This window comes from Chryseobacterium subflavum, from assembly GCF_055762745.1.
In genome coordinates this window covers 2,073,579-2,094,632 of record NZ_JBVTMR010000001.1, presented here as the reverse complement: position 1 = coordinate 2,094,632, position 21,054 = coordinate 2,073,579, and the positions used below count along the sequence as shown (strand labels likewise).

Here is a 21,054-nt window from a genome sequence, read left to right as displayed (position 1 = left end):
ACAATAACCTTATGAAAAAAATATTGGTTTATACGGATGCATTTAGAGGAAATATAATTCCTACGCTGGGAATCAGTGAAAAACTTCATCAGATGGGGGCCCATGTTCATTATATCGGTGTACCTGATGTGACAGAAATAATATCCGGGACATCATTTCCATACACATCTATTTTTGGGGATTATTATCCGAAAGGCAGCAAATATGAGTCTGGTAAAATCAATGCGGATGTTATTCGTACAATTATCGATGGTGGTCTTGATGAGCTGATGCAGGATTTTAATCCGTCAGCTATTCTTTTTACAGCCTATAATCCAATAGAAGCAGCCACTTTCTATTTGAAATATAAGATAAAAACATTCCTGGTATATTGCCACTTTCCTGTTGATAACGATTTCAGTAAAACATCATTTACAGAAAAGGTAAAAGAATGGAGCATCAATATGCTTATGGATGATGCCAACCTGGAATCTACTAATCTTCTGATTAATTACCTTATCGATAAAGGATATGCAATGAATTCTCTGAACGATGTTTTATGTGTTTTTGAAAACTTCTATAATGTAGTACCTGCCTCAAAAGAATTCTTAATAGAAAATGCAGTGGTTAATGGAAATGATATGTATGTAGGACCTTGTATCCCTGAGCAGAATATATTTCATTTACATTATGATATGGATAATCTTGAAAATGAGATTTCTAAACAGAAGAAATCTGGAAAAAAGTTGGTTTATTGTTCATTAGGTTCATGGGCCGAACAAATTGATAACGAAAAAGCACAATACATTACGCAAACACTTATCGATAGTTTTCGACAGGAATCTATGGAAGATTATATCCTTAATATATCGGTCGGAAACTTATTTGATAACTATAAATCTCAGGCTTCAGATAGCATAAGAATTCACCATTGGCTTCCTCAGGTGGCCATGCTTCAACATTCAGACCTTGCCATCATACATGGCGGAATGGGGGGGGTTAAAGAATGCATCATGCATGAAATTCCGATGGCTGTTATTCCATTAGGGCTTGACCAGTTTGAAAATGCAGATAGGATAGCTGCCCACCAATTAGGAATAAAAATAGAAACTCATTCGATAAATAATTCAGGAATCATTTCAGCAATCAACAAGCTTCAGAATGATACCATTATAAAAGATAGTTTATCTAAAATGAAATCCAGTTTTGAAAAAGCATCGCAAGATGATGCATGGACAAAGTTTAACCCCTAAACACCAACCCCTAAATAATGAATAAACAGCTTTTTTTGCTACATTTTGCAGGCGGAAATAAATATTCTTACAATTTTTTACAAAAAACAATAACCTCCGACATCGAATTTATTCCTATAGAACTGCCGGGTAGAGGAGAAAGATTTAGAGAAAGTTTAATAACCGGAAAAAAAGAAGCAATTGATGACCTTTTTCTGCAGATAAAAAAAAAGAGGAATGGTTCTCCTTTTATCGTATTAGGACATAGTATGGGAGCCTTGCTTGGCCTTTCTGTTACCCGGATGCTTGAAGAAGATCATGATTTCCCGGAGTTTTTAATGGTATTAGGAAATCCGGGGCCTTTAAAAAATCATAAAATTCCTATCAGATACAATTTAGATGATGATACTTTCAAAAAAAGAATATCAGAGATGGGTGGAATTCCAATCGAAATCCTTGAAAACCACGATGCATTTTCTTTTTTCGCTAAAATCATGAGGGCTGATTTCGAATGCATAGAAAAAGAACAGGGTTTTGAAAATGATGTCGTCATTAAAACACCCATTTATGCGATGATGGGCAGCGAAGAATCACTCAATACAAAAATTGAAAATTGGAGAGGATTTACAGAGTCTCAATTTCATCATTCAATATTGCCTGGAAATCACTTTTTTATTCATGATAACGGACCAGAAATAGGAAAACTCATTAACCATTGTTTTAAATTAAAAGAATCAAATTATGTTAAAAATAAAATCTAAACACATCATCTTAATATCTGTATATGCGGTTATAAGCAGTTTACTGAGTTTTGCTATTATTTATATAATAAACAATACACTGTCTAATCAGCTTTCGGCAAGCAGCTATATTTATATAACCTTTTTTGCTTTTGTTGTCTATGCTTATTTATTAAGTATCTTTTTTCAGAGAGAGCTCAATAAAATAACCTTTGAATTGCTTTCCCAATTAGAAAAGAAATTATTCCAGAAAATACTGGATACACCATTGATAAAAATCGAGAAATTAGGAACTCAGAGGTTTTATACAGCTGTGGAAGATACAAGAACATTTTATTCACTGCCGGCTGTGGTAACTGCAGCATTCTCCTCTTTACTGATGGTAATATTATGCCTTTTCTATCTCGTCAAATTATCTCCGGTATCTGCGGTAATTATTCTTGTTGCGATTTTGATAATTGCTGGAATCTATTATTTAGTAATGAATTCCTTATCAAAGTCGATAGAAAAGGTGAAAAAATATAATGAGCATTATTTCGGGTATGTACAGGACGTGATCAGTGGTTTTAAAGAATTAATGATCAGTGATAAAAGAAGAAAGAAACTGCTTGAAAACTATGTATATGAAAACAGGACTGCATCCTATGCGTTGGATTTTAAAATTAGTTTTTCCTTTTTATCAATAGGGCTTATCAGTCAGTATGGGATGTACATTATAATGGGTATTATTCTTTTTATATTACCTGAATTAGGATGGCTGAAAAGAGAATTTGTAATTCCATATGTACTGGTTTTATTATTTATTGCTGGTCCTATTAATAACCTGATCAATCTTCAGGATGTGGTCACCAGACTGTTTGTAGCGAACAAACGTCTTGAAACATTTTATGAGGATTTTAAAAATGAAAAGATTGTTAATGTACATAATAAAGAACTGGCTGCCGACTTTTCAAAATTAAATTTTAGGAATATTCATTTTAACTATAAAAATGATAATGCAGATGCTAATTTTGAGTTAGGGCCTATCAACCTTGAAATTAACAAAGGAGAAGTTATCTTTATTGTAGGAGGAAACGGAAGCGGTAAAAGTACTTTTATCAATATTCTTTCAGGTTTGTATGTTCCTGACCAGGGGGATATTTTTTTTGACGGTGAAAAAATAAATTCAGAGAAGGAAATCCAGAATCTTATTTCTGCTGTATTTACCAGCAATCACCTCTTTTCACAAAATTATGATGATTATATACTGGAAAATAATCCAAAATATAAAATATTACTTGAAACATTTAAACTTGAAAATATCGTAAAAGACGATTCAGAAGAATCTGCCAGAAGAAGTTTTTCAAAAGGTCAAAGCAAAAGGATGGCGTTGATATTTGCTTTATTGGAAGACAAACCGATCGTAGTACTGGACGAGTGGGCGGCAGATCAGGATCCGTATTTCAGAAAATATTTCTATGAAGAATTGATTCCCAAATTGAAATCACAAGGTAAAACCATCATTGCTGTTACTCATGACGATAGATATTTCCATTACTGTGATAAGCTTTTGAAATTTGATTACGGTAAAATCGTGAAAGAAGATATTCCTGCAAATTTTCAAAATGCTTACTTTTAATACCATAGGTTTATGAAACTGACACTTCCCCAACTGGATGTTTTCTTTGAACAACTGCTGTATCCCGATACTCCGATCTATAATATAGGGGCCAAAATAGAAATTAAAGGTGAAATTCAGATTGAAACTTTTAAGAAGGCCTATCGTGAGATGATCAATCAGCACGATGCCTATCGAAGTTTTTTCAGACAATCTGAAGATGAGGTAAAAAAGCATATAAAAGAAGAAGAACCAAGACATTTGGAATGGATCGATTTTTCAAATGAAACTGATGCTGTGAGTAGCGCTGAACACTTTATGGAGAGGGAGTTTTTAATACCTTTCAATGTGTTGGAAGATGATTGTCTGTATCGATTTGTTCTTATTAAATGCAGTAATGTTCACTATTACCTTTTCTCAGTATACCATCACATCATCACAGATGGATGGGGAACCTCTCTTATGTTCCAGAGATTGATTAAAAATTATAATGACATCCTGAAATTTGATATGGTTCAAGACCAATACCCTTACGAATATAGTACGTTTGTAACTCACGATCTGGCTTATCAGGATTCCGATGAATTTTATAAAGATAAGCAGTATTGGGCTGAAAGATATTCAACACTACCTCCGGTTGTTTTTAACAGGAAAGATAATAAAGAATACGCTGTTCATGAAAGCGACAGGAAAGAACTAATAGTTCGCAGGGAAGATTATAACAAACTCATAGAATTGGGTAAAAAGCATAATTTCTCTACATTTCACGGATTTTTAGGGTTGTTTTTCTTGTATTTTGGAAGAATTAATCAGAGTGATGATCTAGCTATTGGAATTCCTGTGCTGAACAGAAACACCAAAGTCTTCAAAAAAACAGTTGGATTATTTATGGGAGTTTCACCCTTAAGGATGAGACTGGATTATCAGGCTAATTTGTTGGATCTGATCAATAGTACAAAAAAGCAACTGATGTCCGACTACAGGCATCAAAGATATCCGTTGGGAAAAATTGTAAGTGACCTGAAACTTTTTAATGAAAAAAATAAGCTTTTTAATATTACCCTATCTTACGAGAAACATAATTATGCTGATCACTTTGAAGGTACTCAAACTACAGTGATTCCGCTTACCAATAAATCTGAGAGGTCTGCTTTAGCCTTGTTTGTAAGGGAATTCGATGATAATGAGGATATTAAAATAGATTTTGATTACAATACCGATTATTTTGATGACCAATATATTGAACAGTGCGTACGACATATTCACTATATGATCGTTAACATCGAAACATTAGCAGCTGAACCTCTGTATAAAATTTCATTTTTGTCTGAGGAAGAAAAAGAAAGTCTCTTCTTATTTAATGAAAGATTCTCATCTAAAGATGAAAATCAAGACCACAATAAAACATTCCTTGATCTATTCAATGAGAAGACTTTAGAATTTCCTGATAAAGTTGCAATTGCCGATGAAAACTTTTCTTTATCCTACACTGAGACTAATAAGATCTCTACACAGATAGCTGATTACCTTCTCCATCATCATAACGATGAAAAGACGGTTGCTGTTTTATTGAACCGGTCGGCTTATATGATTTGTGTTTTGCTGGGAATAATGAAAGCGGGGAAGGCTTATATACCTCTCGATCCTGAATTTCCTGTACAAAGATTGCAGTATATTTTACAGGATAGTAAGGCGCAGCTTTTAATATCTGAAGAAAATATTTCTCTTAATCTTACTGATATCGAGAGTATTTTAGTTTCAGATATTGTAAACAAAAGTCTTTGCAATAAAGAAGTATATGTTACTCCAACAGATACTGCATATATTATTTATACATCGGGATCTACAGGAAACCCTAAAGGGGTTGAAATTGGGCATGCTTCATTGTTAAACCTGTTAGAAAGTATAAGTGAAAAGCCGGGAATCGACGATCAAGACACAATGTATTCAGTAACTACTTATTCTTTTGATATTTCTATTCTGGAGTTTTTTACCCCTCTGATTAATGGTGCCACACTATACATTGCCAGTGAAAAGACCTTGAGAGATCCAGTGGCTACAATACAGGAAATTGTCGAGGTGAAACCCTCTGTTATTCAGGCGACCCCAAGTTTTTTCAAAAGACTTCTTAGTGTAGGCTGGGAACCAGATTCGGAATTAAAAATAATGTGTGGTGGTGATTTGATCAATAATGATCTTATTGAGGAATTGCTTGCATCATGCAAAGAACTTTGGAATATGTATGGACCCACAGAAACTACGATCTGGTCCTCAACAAAAAAGATTGAATCCGGAACGTTGCCTCAGAATATTGGTCAACCTATTAAAGAAACTTCTTTCTATATTTTAGATACAGATTTAAATTTACTTCCGGTAAATACTGTTGGTGATATTTATATTGGAGGTAAGGGGATTGCCAAAGGATATTATAATAATGAAGACTTGTCCCTTGAAAGGTTTATAAAAAATCCTTTCAGGAAGGAAGAATTAATGTATAAAACAGGTGATGTAGGCAAATGGAATGAACAAGGTGAAATCTTGTTCTTCGGAAGAAGTGATAACCAGGTTAAGGTAAAAGGATATAGAATAGAGTTAGGAGATATTGAAAACCATCTGAATACGGTGGAGAATATTGAAGATTCTGTTGTAGTGGCTAAAGAAGTGGAGGGCGAAAATCAACTGATAGCATACTTGAAAACTCATGCACCAATTGAGATCTCTTCTCTATATGAGAAATTGCATGAAAAGCTCCCCTATTATATGGTTCCCCAATTTATTTTTCCAATAGAGGAATTTCCCCTAACTCCCAATCAGAAAATAGACAGGAAATCTCTTTCAATGAAAGACTTTCCTTCTGAAGAACCTGCTACAATCCAGATCATTAAAGATGCAGAAATGATGCAGGAATTAAAGGATGTATGGCGGGAAATCTTAAACTATAAGAAAGATATTGAAGATAAAGACAATTTTTTTGAACTGGGAGGCCATTCTTTATTGATTTCCAGACTAGTGAATGTGTTAAACAAGAAGTTTTCTGTCCATCTGACTATGAAGGACGTATTTGAAAATCCTGATTTATCTTCTTTATGTCATACTATTTTAAAGAAAAATGACAGGAACAGTTTGATCTTAAAAGCACCAGATCAGGATCTATATTTGGCAACACCTACACAAAAGAATATCTGGTTGGCCTGCCAGAGAAAAGAAGTTTCTCCTTCGTATAATATGTTGATGGAGTTCGATGTAGCCGGAACCATTAATGTTGTAACATTTGAAAAAGCAGTCAGACAAATAATATCTGCTTCTGAAATTGTAAGAACAAATTTTATTCTGGAGGATGAAGCTGTGATTCAGAAAATCCACTCTTCTGAAGATATTCATTTTGCATTAGAAATTAATGAGGTTGCAAACGAATCCGGATACAGGAAAGCTATTGATGACTATAAAGGCTATTGTTTTGATCTTGAAAAAGAATTATTACTCAAAATGATGATTTTGAAAGTCAGGGGAAAGTACAAAGTTATTTTCCTTGTTCATCACATTATTTTTGATGGAATATCAACAGGAATATTTATAAAACAATTGATATCTCTTTATAATAATCATTCAAATCAAACAGCGGAACTGCGGCCTGAGATTCAGTTCCGGGATTATTCAAATTGGTATTACCAGAATGCAGATCTTGAAAAGAATGACATTTTTTGGAAAAACTATACAAAAGGATATCCATATGAAGCTTTTGTAAAAAAAGAAACTGTAACTGCTGATTCGTATCAGGGGAATATATTTACAATTCCTCTGGATCTGGAAGTAACACAAGGATTATCTGATTTAGCAAAAAAGATGAAAACAACACCTTATCTGCTTATGTTAACATCTTTGTTGATATTTTTACGTAATATTTCCGGGAAGACAGATATCTGTATTGCTACAATAGATTCAGGAAGGTCTGTACCTCAGGTACAATCGCTTTTAGGTGTTTTCATTAAAAGTCTCTTAGTACGGGTAACATTCGGAGAAGAAGAATTAGGTGAAGTGCTTCATAAAGTGACTCAAGAATTTTTAAAAGTCACAAAATATGAAGAAGTTTCAGACCATTCTTTCGTGAAAAATAATATTGATATCCTTTTTGTAACCCAAGATCCTGAATTAAGTTATAATACAATAAGTGATTTTGCGGACTTTTCTTTACAAAATGTTTCGCAGGATACCACCTACAATAAATTCCCGCTTATCATGAATATCATTAATGAACCGCAAGGCATTCAGCTTGAGATAAGCTATAACAAAAGTCTGTATAAAGAACATATCATTGCAGATTTTTCACAGGCCTACACAGATTTTGTGAAATACCTGTCAACATTGAGATCTGAAGCTGAGCTTGGGTATAAGGATTTTTTCCACAGCAATAATCCGGTAGACATTGATTTTGACTTTTAAAGTTCGAACATGTTGATACAGTGACTCTATAAATAATAAAAAAATAAAAATTAATAATTCTATATGAAGACCCAGAAAGTAATTTTTTTACTACTCATGATGTTATCCTCATTTTTGTTCGCTCAGAAATGGGAATACACAATTACAAAAACAAAACCATTTTTTGACGTTGAAAACCTCAAAGATGATCAATCGGTTGAATGGGGATACCTCTCAGTTCCTGAAAACTGGATCGCTCCGTCAAGCAAAATAAAAATAGCATATGTTGTTTTAAAGAAGAAAAAACAATCCATTCAGAAACCTCTGTTATATATAGAAGGGGGGCCAGGACAATCAGGCATAGGTGCATTCGGGTATTTTAGGAACCATCCATTGAGGGATTACTCAGATATTGTATTGGTGGATGCAAGGGGAGTCGGGAACTCTTTACCGAAATTATGCCCGGAACTTGGAACGGAAATATTTAATATTTTATCTTCAAACGAATCTTCAACAGCAGATGAAAAAAACAGGTCATTTGCCGCAATGAACTGTAAAAATGAACTCATAAGAAAAGGCATTGACCCAGCTAACTATAGCAGTATCAATATTGCCAATGATCTTCATGCGCTTAAAAAGGCTTTACATTATGACAAATGGAATGTACTTGGAGTTTCATATGGGACCTATATTTCGCAGGTATATGCGAACTCATTTCCTGAAGATTTCAATAAAATGATTCTGGATTCTCCGGTTGATAATATCTCTGAATATTACAATAAAATCAACGATCATTATGTGAAAGAACTAAACCTATTTTTTGCAAAATGTAAGCAAAACCCGGCTGTAAATAAAAAATTCCCAAATCTTGAAAAGACCTATTATGAAGTAATAGAAGATCTGGCTAAAAATCCATTAACGGTAGGAGTTCCTAAAGATCTTCTGGAAAAAGGTAGCTTTACTTTTAATAGCGAAGATTTTAAAATTGTAATTCACCAGGCTTTATACACGAAGCAATTAATAGAGGTATTACCCGTTATCATTACCTTATTTCATAAAAGAGATGCCGAAACACTCAGCTCAATTGTAGGTGTATTTTCTGGTGTTTTTAAAGCATTGGACTTTGGGACCTATTATAGTATGGTACTTAATGATGCGGTTCCTTATAATTCATTGAAGTATTATGATGAGGATGCAGCGAATTATCCCGGATTAAAAGGGGGATTATCATTTTACAGAGCCGACTTTCTTGTGAGCAGCCAGTGGAATAATAATAAACAGGTTCCGCAAAATATATTAGACTATGGAAAGATGTCTAAAATTCCAACGATGATCATAGGAGGAGAATTTGACCCCATTACTCCTGTTTCAAATGCACAATCTCTGGCAGGATTACTGAATGCCCAACTGATCATCTTCAAAAATGAAGGTCATGCTCTCTTATTTGGAAAAGAAGGAAGTGATTTTATCAATAATTTCATCAATGATAAAATGCCTTTAAATTCAGGAAGTACACGAGTTATTAATTCTCCGGAAGTGAGGTTTATCACAGATATTCATATTAACTCAGGGATTACCAAATTAGCCATGTTATTATTTGGTGGTTTTGATATCTTGAAAGTTGCTCCGTTGATTCTGGCTTATGGAATTTTATTAGTTGCTATTATTTTCTTTTCTGTAAGTATATGGAAAAGACGAAATGTAGACAAGCTGATCATGAAAACTTTCTACATAATACTAATTATTAATTGTATGATAGGAATAGTACTTATGGCAGGGCTTATCTATGCAATAGTTTATTCTAATAATACTAATTTTTTTATATGTGCTTTTGGTATTCCCGAAAAGTTTGTCAATTTATTTTATTTGTTAAAAGTATATATGATCGTATCCGGGTTATCATTTATATTATTTTTTGTGACCTACAGACGACTTAGATACAAAATCATTGTCATTTCAGTACTATTTTCATTTATTTTAATACTTTCCTATTTCTACTACTGGGGGTTCTTTAGTTAATATCATTTCTAGCCTCTAATTATTATCCTAATTATTATGAAAAAAATAGCATTTATAAATTGTTTTTTCGGGAAAGCATGGCCGGACTATTTTGATTATTTCCTGAAAGGCTGTGAGTATAATCCAACTATTGATTTTTACATTTTCACCAATATCGCTCCTCAATATAAAATAAAGAATGTCCATTTCATTAAGTTTGATTTACAAAAGTTTAATGAAATGGCAACGGAAAAATTAAAAATTCCAGTTAATATAAAAGATGCCTATAAATTATGTGATTTCAAGTCTTTGTATGGGGTGATACTGCAAGAATATATTTCAAAGTATGACTTTTGGGGATATTGTGATGTCGATTTAATGTTTGGGAACATTCGTGCTTTTATTACTAATGAAATGTTAAATCAATATGATGTCATTTCTCCTGTTGATAAATATCCTGCCGGATTCTTTACCTTATATAGAAATACTCCTTTTATAAATAAAATATTCAGGTTAAGTAAAGATTTTAAGAAAATAGTACAAAGTGACCGTCACTTCTGTTTCGATGAATGTAATTTTGAATTTAATACCGTTCAGACTCAAGACATACAGTATATTGATTCTGAAATAGAAAGTATGGCCTTTTTATTAAGGAAGTTGGAATTAAGTAATAAAATCAAATATTTTCATGTAGACATGGCTCAGGAATTTTTATACAGCAGAAATACTCATATATGGAGAGATGGAAACATATACGATTTTATTACAGAAAAGCCTTATTTATTAATTCATTTTATTAATATTAAAGGTTTGCCCACCTTCCATATAGAAAAATACACTAAGAAAGAGGTAAACAAAACAGAGGTATTTTATATATCGCCTCAATTTCTTGGCCGGGATTTAAAACGAAAATTTAATTTTCAATTATTTATTAATCCTTATCAACGAAGAATTAAAAATATAATAACAAAGGCCAAAGCCATTACATTCGGAAAATCATTTTCTTTTCCTTTTGTAGAAGACTCTCCCTATAAGTCAGCTAATCGGGAAGTGTTCTTCTATAAAAAATCAGATAGAAGTGTTATCATGCTTACTTCAACTGGTAGTATAGATAATTATATATACAATGAAATTTTTCTTTATCAAATAAAAGGAAATCATTACTTCTGTTGGAATAAGATTGATAATATTCAATATTTCGCTAAGTTTTATTACTTAAAAGGTGATGAAAAAGCTTATAAAATTGAGATAGAAGATCTCAAATTCACAGAAAAAGGAACAATGTATTTACTCAATAAATAAAACTAATAGAATGATACCTGCAGATTACAATAAAACAAAAACACAAGAAATTTTTAAGACCTTTTTTCAATATTATAAACCGCAAAAAAATATTCAGAATGTCGATTGTGAAAATTTGGATTTTATAACCTTACATTCTATTTTGTCATCGACTTTTAAAATAGAAAATGAAGTAGGAAAAATAAATCTTGATGATTTAATCAATAGCTCCCTGCCTGCAATTACATTTTTACATATAAATGGAGGTTGTTTTGCTGTAATAAAAGAAATAACAGATCAATATGTAACATGGAAGTCTCCACAATATGGGGAACAAAAAAACAGTATGAACTTATTTAAGAAAATCTATAGTGGTTTAGCATTACGTATTGTCTGATAAGAGAAAAAATAAATTCAAAAATTTGATGCTGATATTGAGAAAAAGATAAACTTTCATTAATTGATATCAATGAAAATGTAAACCTTACAATTATGGACTTATAAAAAATTATCTAAAGTATTTAATCCATATCTTGGATATGAAAAGACCGTACATGATCTTAAAAAATTATTTTAAATATCAAGCTGCTTGAAACGTACTTAATTAATCTAAAACTTATGTGCGAGTCTACAATTTAAATAAATCAGAGTAAATTTTTTTACTCTGATTTTTGCTTTTTTATAGATTTAATATTGTCTTAACGTTTAACAGTAAAAAGGCTTTTCAATTTTAAAAAAGAAAATTATCAAGTAGCTCTATCTTAAAAGAAAACATAGACGGGATTGTTATCAAATAATTTTAACGACAATTGACTCCGATTGAATGAGTTAAACCGGAATGGAAATGTAATAATCGTTTTATCAGATATTTTTATTGAAGATTAAATTTTCCGTAACTGTAATTTTGAATATTTGTAATCGTAATGTACTATTAAATAATATTAATTGAATATATTGACGATGTTGTAAAAAAATAGTTTCCCATAATGATTTTATAACTATATTTAACATAAAACAAAATATTAGTTAATGTTATGGGGAATTATCCAGTGCCTAATAATGAACAGGGGAGAGTAAAAAAACTGGAACTATTTGATCTTCTGAATCTGCCAAAGGATCCTCAATTAGATATTTTTGCAGAAACTGCTTGTCTGGTTACCGACTGTCCCAGCTCTCTTATTGCTATTATGGAAAGTGATGTCCAGATGATACAGAGCTGTATTGGGATTTCTTTGGATAGTGTGGAGCGTGAAAATACACTTTGCCAGTATTCTATTGCAAACGGAGATGTGTTGGTGATCCCTGATACGCTCGCTGACGACAGATCATCCGGGAATTCTATAATTCTGGAAAGTGGTATCCGTTTCTATGCAGGGGTACCGCTGATAGATGATGAAGGATTTGCATTAGGTACACTGTGCGTTATTGATTTTAAGCCTAAAAACCTCTCCGACAACCAAATAGATACTCTGAAAAAAATTGGAGAAGCTATCACCAATTTATATATCGGCAAAAAAAAGAATAAACAGGCTGAATATTTCCAACAGACCTTTGATATTTCCAATAACCTGATTTGCGTTCTTGATAACAAATTTATCCTTAAAGAAGCAAATCCCTCCTTTGAAAAAATATTCGGAATAGCTCCAAAAAAAGCAGTTAATCAGAGTTTTTTAACGATTATAAAAAAGCAGGATGACGATTGGCAACTCAAACTCGAAAACTTTCTTAAGACAGATGAGGAACTGGTTTTTACTACCTCCACAAAAACTGAAGACGCTGGTGCTATAATTATAGAATGGTACCTGAAGCAAAACCATGACCATTCTGAGATTTTTTGTTTCGGCATTAATATTACCCAGCATATCGAAGAAAAGCGCCAGCTTGAAAGTTCCGAACGCCGTTTTAGAAGCTTCTTCGAAAATGCAATCGGGTTGATGAGCATGCACGATATGGAAGGAAATATTCTTGAGGTGAATCAAAAAGGTAGAGAAACCCTGCATTATTCTGCGGAAGAAGTAAACGGATTAAATCTGAAAGATCTCGTTCCTGAACAAAATAGTTCTTTGCTGCAAAAATATTTAGAACGTATCAATCAGAATAAGGAAGATTTCGGAACAATGATCCTCAAGTCAAAAGAAGGTGAAGAACTGATCTGGATGTACCATAATCTTGTGGAAATTGATAAAGACGGAAAACCGTATGTGGTAAGTACAGCGTTGAACGTAACGGAAAGAATGAGCCTGGAAAGAGATCTTCTTTATGCCAAGAAAATGCTTGAGCAAACGAGCTCGGTCGCTCAGGTGGGTGGCTGGGAAGTCAACCTTAAAAATAAATCTGTAATCTGGTCCAAAACAGCAAAAGAAATCCATAAAATAGATCAGGAATTCCAGCCCGACTTTGAAAATGCAATCGGTTTTTATAAAGAAGAAGATAAACAAAAAGTTGAGTTCTTATTTAACCGGGCTGTTTCAGAAGGTATTCCTTATGATGCGGAATTTCAGCTTGTCCGCAATGATGGAGTTACGATCTGGGTAAGAGTAAAAGGAATTCCGGAGTTTGAAAACGGAGTATGTACCAGGGTGTACGGAATCATTCAGGATATTGATGCTTTTAAAAATATATATCTGGAACTGGAGAAGAAAGAAGCAATGATGCAGTCTTTTGCTACTTATGTTCCCGTTGCAGTAGCGATGTTTGATAAAGAACTTAATTATGTTTCGGTAAGTACAAGCTGGAAGGAAGAATTCAATATGAATAATATGGAGCTGATGGGAGAGAATATTTATACCATTTCTCCTAACGTTCCTGAAGAAAGAAAGGCCATCTACAAAAATGCTTTAGAAGGCAAGGTCTATAAAAATGATGATTTTGCCATTGAAGTTCCACATAAAGAAGGCATCCAACATTATAACCTGGAAGTAGGACCATGGTATCTTTCTGATGGCATAATAGGTGGAATAATTGTCTCTGTACAGAATATTACCGATATTGTAAAAACCAACGAAGAACTCAAAAATGCAAAGAAAATGGCGGATATTGCAAGCAAAGCAAAATCAGAATTTCTTGCCAACATGAGTCATGAGATCCGCACCCCTCTGAATGGAGTGATCGGATTTTCAGATCTTCTTTTGAAAACTCCTCTCAATGAAATACAGACTCAATATCTTAATTATATCAATGAATCGGGGGAAAATCTACTCAATATAATTAATGATATCCTGGATTTTTCGAAAATAGAATCTGGAAAAATGGAACTCCTTATCGAAAGATCGAATGTTTATGATTTAGTTAGCCAGGTAATCAATGTGATCCTTTATCAATCACAGAAAAAAAACATTGAGTTGCTACTCAATATTGAACAGGGATTGCCGAAAGTACTTTGGCTTGACGAATCCAGAATGAAACAGATTCTCATTAACCTGTTGGGTAATGCCGTTAAATTTACACATCGTGGCGAGATTGAGCTTAAAGTAGAAAAGCTGAATATCACAGGACAAAATATATCATTAAGATTTTCCGTACGAGATACCGGGATAGGTATTCCACTTGAAAAGCAGCAGCATATTTTTGATGCCTTTACCCAGGAAAACAGTTCCATCAGCAAGCATTACGGGGGAACAGGACTGGGACTAACGATATCCAATAATATTCTGGGCTATATGGGAAGCCATCTTTCCCTGAACAGTATACCGGAAAAAGGATCCGTATTTTTCTTTGACATTGAAGTTCCCTATGAGGAATCTGAAGGTATTGAAGAAGAAGAACTGAAAATAGAAAAAGTTCTTATTGTTGATGATAATGAGGCGAACAGGATCATTCTCCAGCACATGCTGGCCTATAAAAATATTGGGTCAAAATTAGCAGCCAACGGGATGGAAGCTTTGCAGATTTTATTGGATGGAGAACATTTTGATGTTATTTTGATGGATTATCATATGCCCATTATTTCAGGGTTGGAAACTATTGAGAAAATTAAGGAATTATTTGCTCAAAAAAATGAAACTTCACCCCTGGTTATTCTTCATACTTCTTCGGAAGAGCATGATGTGCTCAACTCTTTCCGGCAAGAAGAAAATTCCTACTTCCTGTTAAAACCTATAAAATCAGAAGAACTCTACCGAACTTTAAAACGTGTAGTACATGATAATGTAAAAGAAATACCGGCAGCTGATGAGCAGGAAGCAGAAAATTTTTTATTTCCACCACATATTAAGGTTTTACTTGTTGATGATAACCCTGTGAATATGGTTCTTAACAACAAAATGATGAAATCTTTGATTCCCGATGCTGAGCTTACAGAATCGGTAAATGGACTGGAAGCAGTGGAACAATGTAAAAACAAACATTTTTCGGTGATACTGATGGATGTCCAAATGCCCGTAATGGATGGTATTGAAGCTACTAAACAAATTCGTCTTCTTCCAGGATATCAGGATGTTCCGATCATTGGTGTAACAGCAGGAACCATCATCGGGGAAAAGGAAAAATGCATCATGTCCGGAATGAATGATTTTCTTCCGAAACCCCTGAGACAGTCGGATCTTTTGGAAATGCTAGAAAAATACATCTCCGTTCAAACAATAGAAACCGGAAATACTGTAAAAACTGAGAAATATCTTGATCTGAATCTTCTCAATGATCAAACGGGGGACGATGATGATTTTAGAGCGATTTTCCTGGATCTGGTAATCCAACAGCTCTCTGAGGCGGAAAATAATGTAAGAACTGCATCGGCTGAAGAAAACAGAGATGAGTTGAAGAAAGTTCTTCACAAGCTAAAAGGTACAGCCGGAACTGCCGGATTGATAAAGCTGGCAGAAACTGCTTTATACTGGGAAAAGAAAGCGGATGAAACTATGGATTTCACCTCTTTACAGCAGGAAATTATCAATGAAATAACAATCGGATTAAATTTAATAAAAGGTTTAATAAAATAAAAACAAAAGACTATGTTGATTCTGATCGCTGAAGACGATGAACTGATTCTAAAAACGATAGAACACAAATTATTAAAAGAAGGGCATGAAGTAATCCTTACCCGTAATGGTAAAGAAGCCATCGAAACCTTAAAAGAGAAAGATGTAGACCTTGCCATCACCGATATCATGATGCCTTTTGCTTCAGGAATAGAAATACTTTCTGCCATACAAACCATGGGAAAGGAGATTCCTGTCATTATGCTATCCAGTATGGGGCAGGAAGAGGTGGTACTAAACGCTTTTGATCTGGGAGCTTCTGATTTTATTGTAAAGCCGTTCAGTCCCAATGAATTGATGTTGAGGATAAAAAGATTTACCCCTAAATAATAGAACGATGCTGCTAACCACTTCTGTACATTTTCTGTTTCTTATCTTCCTTGGGATGTTGTCTCTCGTATTGTTATTGATTACAGGGATTCTTGTTTACAGTTTTTTTCGGTACAAAGAATCTGTGAGAATCTCGGGGTGGATGAAGGTTATTAATAAAAAAATATCGGAAGTTATTGTTTATGAAGATGAAGAAGTTGCTCTTGATCAGAATTTTGTACTTCTTTCCAGGAGTCCTTCATTTAGAAATCTATTCCTGCAAAAACTGGTAGATTCCGAAAAGAAATTTTCAGGGGCTGCAAAAATTAAAATTAAAAACCTGTTTAAAGAATACAATCTCCGGCAGGAAGCCGCTAAAAAGCTTGATCAGAAAAAAACATATCTTATTGCCGGGGGGATACAGGAACTTACGGTCATGAACGCAATGGAGGACCTTCCCAAAATTTCCTCTTTTTTATCCCATCCTTCCGCACAGGTCTACCAGGAAGCGCAATATGCCATGGTAAGCTTTAAAGGTTTTGAAGGATTGGATTTTTTGAGTACCGCTTCGGGGATAATTTCAGAATGGCAACAGCTCCGGCTGCTTCTCTCCATTACCAGCATACCTGAAAACTCAGGAGAAGCTATTGAAGGCTGGCTTAGAAGTTCAAATAGCTCAGTTATCATTTTTACTTTAAAATTGGTAAGGAAATTTCAATTGCTTTCTTTTTATCCGATGGTGGCCGATCTTCTGGAGCATTCATCAGTTGAGGTCAGAATACAGGCCGTGCATACGCTTTTGTCATTGGAAGATCCCTTGACCATTCAGTTCCTTACAAAAGTGTATCCCGACCAGCCTTATGAAGTCCAGCTTGAAATTCTTCGTGTGATGAAAGTCTCTAAGGATCAGTCCTGTATAGGCTTACTCAAAAAAGAATTATTGGAAAATATCAATACAGGGATTAAGTTGTATGCAGCGGAAGCTCTTGCTGCATTGGGATATAAGGAATACTTATCAAAACTTTCGGAAGATGAAACGTCGTCCGAAGAATTAATTCAAATTATAAAACACGCAGTCCAGGAAAAAGTATGTTAGAATTCTCACACATTATCTATGAAGTTGTTATATGGTTATTCCTGCTGTATGGGACGGCAGTAGTTATTATTTACGGCTGGGTCGGAATATATGCGTTAGGAGCTGTAATACGTTATAAAAAAGAAAATACATTTACCGATTACAGCATTATTGCCGCTAATCCCAATTCGCCTACCTTCAGCCTTCTCGCTCCCGCTTATAATGAGGGAATGACCATTGTAGAAAATGTAAGGTCCCTGTTATCTCTCTATTATCACAACCTGGAAATTATCATCATTAACGATGGAAGTAAAGATGATTCCATGCAGAAACTGATCGAAGCTTATGAGCTTGAAAGAGTGTCTTTTTTTGTACAAGGTACAATTGAAACCAATAAAATAAAAGGCATCTATAAGAGTAAAAACCAGGCTTTTAAAAAGCTTATTGTCGTAGATAAAGAAAACGGGGGTAAAGCTGATGCCCTAAATGTAGGAATTAATGTTTCTTCAGGAAATTATCTGGTGTGTATTGATGTGGATTGTATCCTGGAACAGGATGCCATTTTAAAACTGGCAAAACCGTTTCTGGAACAAACCGATAAAAAAATTATCGCCTGCGGAGGTGTGATCCGTCTCGCTAATAATTGCGTTATTGAAGATGGAAAAGTAGTAAGTGTAAATATGCCAAAAACGCTCCTCGGTAAAACCCAGGCGTTGGAATATATCCGTGCTTTCGTTCTTGGAAGAATGGCATGGGCGCGGGCATCGGGATTAATCCTGATATCCGGGGCCTTTGGAGTTTTCGACAGAAAAATAGTTTTGGAATGCGGTGGATATGATAAAACTACGGTAGGAGAGGATATGGAGCTGGTAGTCCGTATGAGAAAGTATATGGAAGAAAAGAATGAGCCTTATGAAGTTCTTACAATTCCTGATCCGCTTTGCTGGACGGAAGTTCCTGAAAGCAAAGATATCCTGAAAAAACAACGTAACCGGTGGATGCGGGGAACCATCGAAACTTTGTGGAAACATCGGAAAATGATGTTTAACCCAAAATACGGAAAGCTGGGCATGGTAAGTCTTCCTTATTGGTTTTTCTTTGAATTTCTGGGGCCTTTGGTTGAATTTTCTGGATATATAATCTTTATTATTTTCCTTTTATTAGGAATTATCAATTGGCCGTTTTTCGTGATTTTGTTTGCCCTGGTCGTATCGATGGGATTTCTTTACTCTATTTATGGGATTTTGGTGGATCTTGTTAGCTATCAGGTTTATACCAAAAGGAAAGATTTTCTAACCTTGATCGGTACTGCGTTTTCAGAACCGTTTTATTTCCATCCCATCGTGGTGAAAGCCGGGGTAAAAGGATTTATAGATTATTTTAAAAAATCCCACGGTTGGGGTGAGATGACAAGACAGGGGTTTAATCAGAATACCAAAAATTTACCTTTAAAAGAAAGAATATCCGCGATTCTTAATAATGGGTTGAAAAAACTCGGAATGGTATCAGCCGTTTTTTTGCTTTTATTTTTGGTAGGCATCACAGCAGAATGGCTTTGGTACAAATATTCTTTCCCAAGACTGAATCCTTCTTCAATTGCAGGAAATCTTTTTTTTGAAAATATTTTGTTTGCGTTTAAACTAATATTTGGCTTTGGAATTATTTATTTAATTATCAATTCCGTAAAAGAAAATTGGGCCAACTTATCAGCTCTTGTCCTATTCGGATTGGTGACTGTAGCACAGTATATTCTGTTCCTATATTTCTCTGAGACCCAAAATATGCTTGGGGCAGATCTTTTTTATTACAACAAAGATGAGATCAAACAGATTTTAAGAGCAAGCGGAATGCTTAATTTAAAAAATATTGCGCTATTGATCGTTTTGATTGCGATATGTATCACTCCATTATGGATGGCCGTAAAATCCGCTTTGAAGTCGAAATATATCGGGATCGCTTTTTTAAGCCTTGGTCTGATTGCTTTTTTTGTTCCCAATAGTATGTTTCAGTCAAAGGAATTAAACCAGACAAATAATACCTTCGGCCAGACAGCTTCAAAGAGTAAATGGAACTATTTCTTTATCTCCAATGAAGAGAATTTTATCAGCGATCACCCGGAAATCGGAGAAATAATTAATGGGGAAGAAAGCTTTACAGCCGATGCTGAAATGCTCGACAAGTCATTTCCTTTCTGGAGAAAAGAGAATACTCCCGATTTTTTGGGATCTTATTTCAACAGATCCGATGAGGTTCCGAATCTTGTATTTATCGTGATGGAAGGTTTTGGACATGCATACACCTCTCCTAAAGGTTATGTCGGAAACTTTACGCCGTTTCTGGATTCTTTGTCTAATAAAAGTTTGTATTGGGAGAATTGCCTTAGCTCTGCAGGAAGAACATTCGGAGCCTTACCTTCGCTTACAGGATCACTTCCTTTCGGAAAAAACGGATTCCTAGAAATTGAAAAAACACCGGAAAATTTTAACCTTTTTAATATACTGAAAGCCAACGGATTTGAAACGGGATTTCACTACGGCGGAAATTTGTTGTTTGACGGATACCGAAACTTCCTCGAGTACAGTAAAGTAGATCATATTGTAGACATTGGATCGTATGGAGGGGCTTACAAAAGACTGCCGGCAAACAATGGAGACAGTTGGGGATATGAAGACCAGGCCGTTTTCAGAAAGATGCTGGAAACCCAGAAATTACAGCAAAGGCCTTATTTTAAAATGCTTCTTACCCTTTCCACCCATAATCCGTTTCTGATTAATAACAAAGAATATTATGAAAAACTTTATAACGAAAGGTTGCAATCCAATCTTTTAAATCCGGAGCAGAAAAAATGGGCGGCGGGCTTTAAAAACCAATTGGTTGCTGTGCTTAATGCAGATGATGCTTTGAAAAACTTCTTTGAAAACTACAGTAAACGTCCGGATTTTCAACGTACGATTTTTGTTATTACAGGAGATCATAGTATGCCGGAGATCACACTGGAGTCTAAGATTGACAGGTTTCATGTGCCGTTACTGATTTATTCACCATTACTGAAGGAAACAAAACGTTTTCACAAAACGGCAAGTCACTTTGATGTTGCTCCTTCTATTGTAGCCTATTACAGAAATAATTATAAACTCCGAACGACATCTACTGTTACATGGGTAGGACGGGGCTTTTCTCCGGATCTTCAACCAGGAAAAGCGGGAATTCCTATGATGCAGAGTAAAAATATGATGGCTGATTTTGTTTCAGATCAATATTATCTTCACGACGGGGAGTTGTTTACCCTTGAAAACTCAGAGGAAGAACCTTCTAATGATGCTTCTGCCCTGAATATGATCAATGGGCGTTTTAACCAGTTTAAAAGGATGAATTCAAGTTTTTATACCACGAAGAAACTAATGCCTGATTCTGTAGTTATTAATTTTATGAAAAAAAATAAATAAAA

At 34.4% G+C, this 21,054-nt stretch carries 11 protein-coding genes; all 11 read left to right on the top strand.

Annotated features, from left to right (window positions below; genetic code table 11):
* Positions 1–11: 11 nt before the first annotated feature.
* A complete protein-coding gene (locus AC0INN_RS09280) occupies positions 12–1,232 on the top strand; it encodes a glycosyltransferase (RefSeq protein WP_306612880.1) in 1,221 nt (406 codons plus the stop codon).
* A gap of 17 nt (positions 1,233–1,249) precedes the next feature.
* Complete coding sequence (locus tag AC0INN_RS09275) at positions 1,250–1,972, top strand: thioesterase II family protein (protein ID WP_306612879.1); 723 nt, start codon at positions 1,250–1,252, stop codon at positions 1,970–1,972.
* Positions 1,953–3,569, top strand: coding sequence for a cyclic peptide export ABC transporter (locus AC0INN_RS09270; protein WP_273648442.1), 1,617 nt, complete (start codon positions 1,953–1,955; stop codon positions 3,567–3,569). Before AC0INN_RS09275 ends, AC0INN_RS09270 begins: the two co-directional genes overlap by 20 nt.
* Positions 3,570–3,581: 12 nt before the next feature.
* Entirely contained in the window at positions 3,582–7,988 is a 4,407-nt protein-coding gene (locus tag AC0INN_RS09265) for an amino acid adenylation domain-containing protein (RefSeq protein WP_306612876.1), read from the top strand.
* Between the two features lie 63 nt (positions 7,989–8,051).
* Positions 8,052–9,986: an alpha/beta fold hydrolase gene (locus AC0INN_RS09260; RefSeq protein ID WP_273648440.1), complete on the top strand. Its 1,935-nt coding sequence runs from the start codon at positions 8,052–8,054 to the stop codon at positions 9,984–9,986.
* Positions 9,987–10,022: 36 nt separating this feature from the next.
* Positions 10,023–11,267: a DUF6625 family protein gene (locus AC0INN_RS09255; RefSeq protein ID WP_273648439.1), complete on the top strand. Its 1,245-nt coding sequence runs from the start codon at positions 10,023–10,025 to the stop codon at positions 11,265–11,267.
* A gap of 10 nt (positions 11,268–11,277) precedes the next feature.
* On the top strand, positions 11,278–11,643 hold the full coding sequence (locus AC0INN_RS09250) for a cysteine peptidase family C39 domain-containing protein (protein WP_273648438.1): 366 nt from the start codon (positions 11,278–11,280) through the stop codon (positions 11,641–11,643).
* A gap of 637 nt (positions 11,644–12,280) precedes the next feature.
* Positions 12,281–16,183, top strand: coding sequence for a PAS domain S-box protein (locus AC0INN_RS09245; protein WP_306612872.1), 3,903 nt, complete (start codon positions 12,281–12,283; stop codon positions 16,181–16,183).
* A gap of 12 nt (positions 16,184–16,195) precedes the next feature.
* Positions 16,196–16,552 carry a response regulator transcription factor gene (locus tag AC0INN_RS09240; RefSeq protein WP_172279099.1) on the top strand — a complete coding sequence of 119 codons (357 nt, stop codon included), beginning with the start codon at positions 16,196–16,198 and terminating at the stop codon, positions 16,550–16,552.
* Positions 16,553–16,559: 7 nt separating this feature from the next.
* Positions 16,560–17,627 carry a HEAT repeat domain-containing protein gene (locus AC0INN_RS09235; protein ID WP_306612867.1) on the top strand — a complete coding sequence of 356 codons (1,068 nt, stop codon included), beginning with the start codon at positions 16,560–16,562 and terminating at the stop codon, positions 17,625–17,627.
* Positions 17,621–21,052, top strand: a complete 3,432-nt coding sequence (locus AC0INN_RS09230; RefSeq protein ID WP_306612865.1) for a sulfatase-like hydrolase/transferase — start codon at positions 17,621–17,623, stop codon at positions 21,050–21,052. The genes AC0INN_RS09235 and AC0INN_RS09230 overlap by 7 nt, the downstream gene beginning before the upstream one ends.
* The last annotated feature ends 2 nt before the right edge of the window (positions 21,053–21,054 follow it).

What these genes read in the sequence shown, in the direction of transcription:
- AC0INN_RS09280 (WP_306612880.1), top strand. Translation starts at nt 12, where the DNA reads ATGAAAAAAATATTGGTTTATACGGATGCATTTAGAGGAAATATAATT.
- AC0INN_RS09250 (WP_273648438.1), top strand. Translation starts at nt 11,278, where the DNA reads ATGATACCTGCAGATTACAATAAAACAAAAACACAAGAAATTTTTAAG.
- AC0INN_RS09255 (WP_273648439.1), top strand. Translation starts at nt 10,023, where the DNA reads ATGAAAAAAATAGCATTTATAAATTGTTTTTTCGGGAAAGCATGGCCG.
- AC0INN_RS09245 (WP_306612872.1), top strand. Translation starts at nt 12,281, where the DNA reads ATGGGGAATTATCCAGTGCCTAATAATGAACAGGGGAGAGTAAAAAAA.
- AC0INN_RS09275 (WP_306612879.1), top strand. Translation starts at nt 1,250, where the DNA reads ATGAATAAACAGCTTTTTTTGCTACATTTTGCAGGCGGAAATAAATAT.
- AC0INN_RS09230 (WP_306612865.1), top strand. Translation starts at nt 17,621, where the DNA reads ATGTTAGAATTCTCACACATTATCTATGAAGTTGTTATATGGTTATTC.
- AC0INN_RS09240 (WP_172279099.1), top strand. Translation starts at nt 16,196, where the DNA reads ATGTTGATTCTGATCGCTGAAGACGATGAACTGATTCTAAAAACGATA.
- AC0INN_RS09265 (WP_306612876.1), top strand. Translation starts at nt 3,582, where the DNA reads ATGAAACTGACACTTCCCCAACTGGATGTTTTCTTTGAACAACTGCTG.
- AC0INN_RS09235 (WP_306612867.1), top strand. Translation starts at nt 16,560, where the DNA reads ATGCTGCTAACCACTTCTGTACATTTTCTGTTTCTTATCTTCCTTGGG.
- AC0INN_RS09270 (WP_273648442.1), top strand. Translation starts at nt 1,953, where the DNA reads ATGTTAAAAATAAAATCTAAACACATCATCTTAATATCTGTATATGCG.
- AC0INN_RS09260 (WP_273648440.1), top strand. Translation starts at nt 8,052, where the DNA reads ATGAAGACCCAGAAAGTAATTTTTTTACTACTCATGATGTTATCCTCA.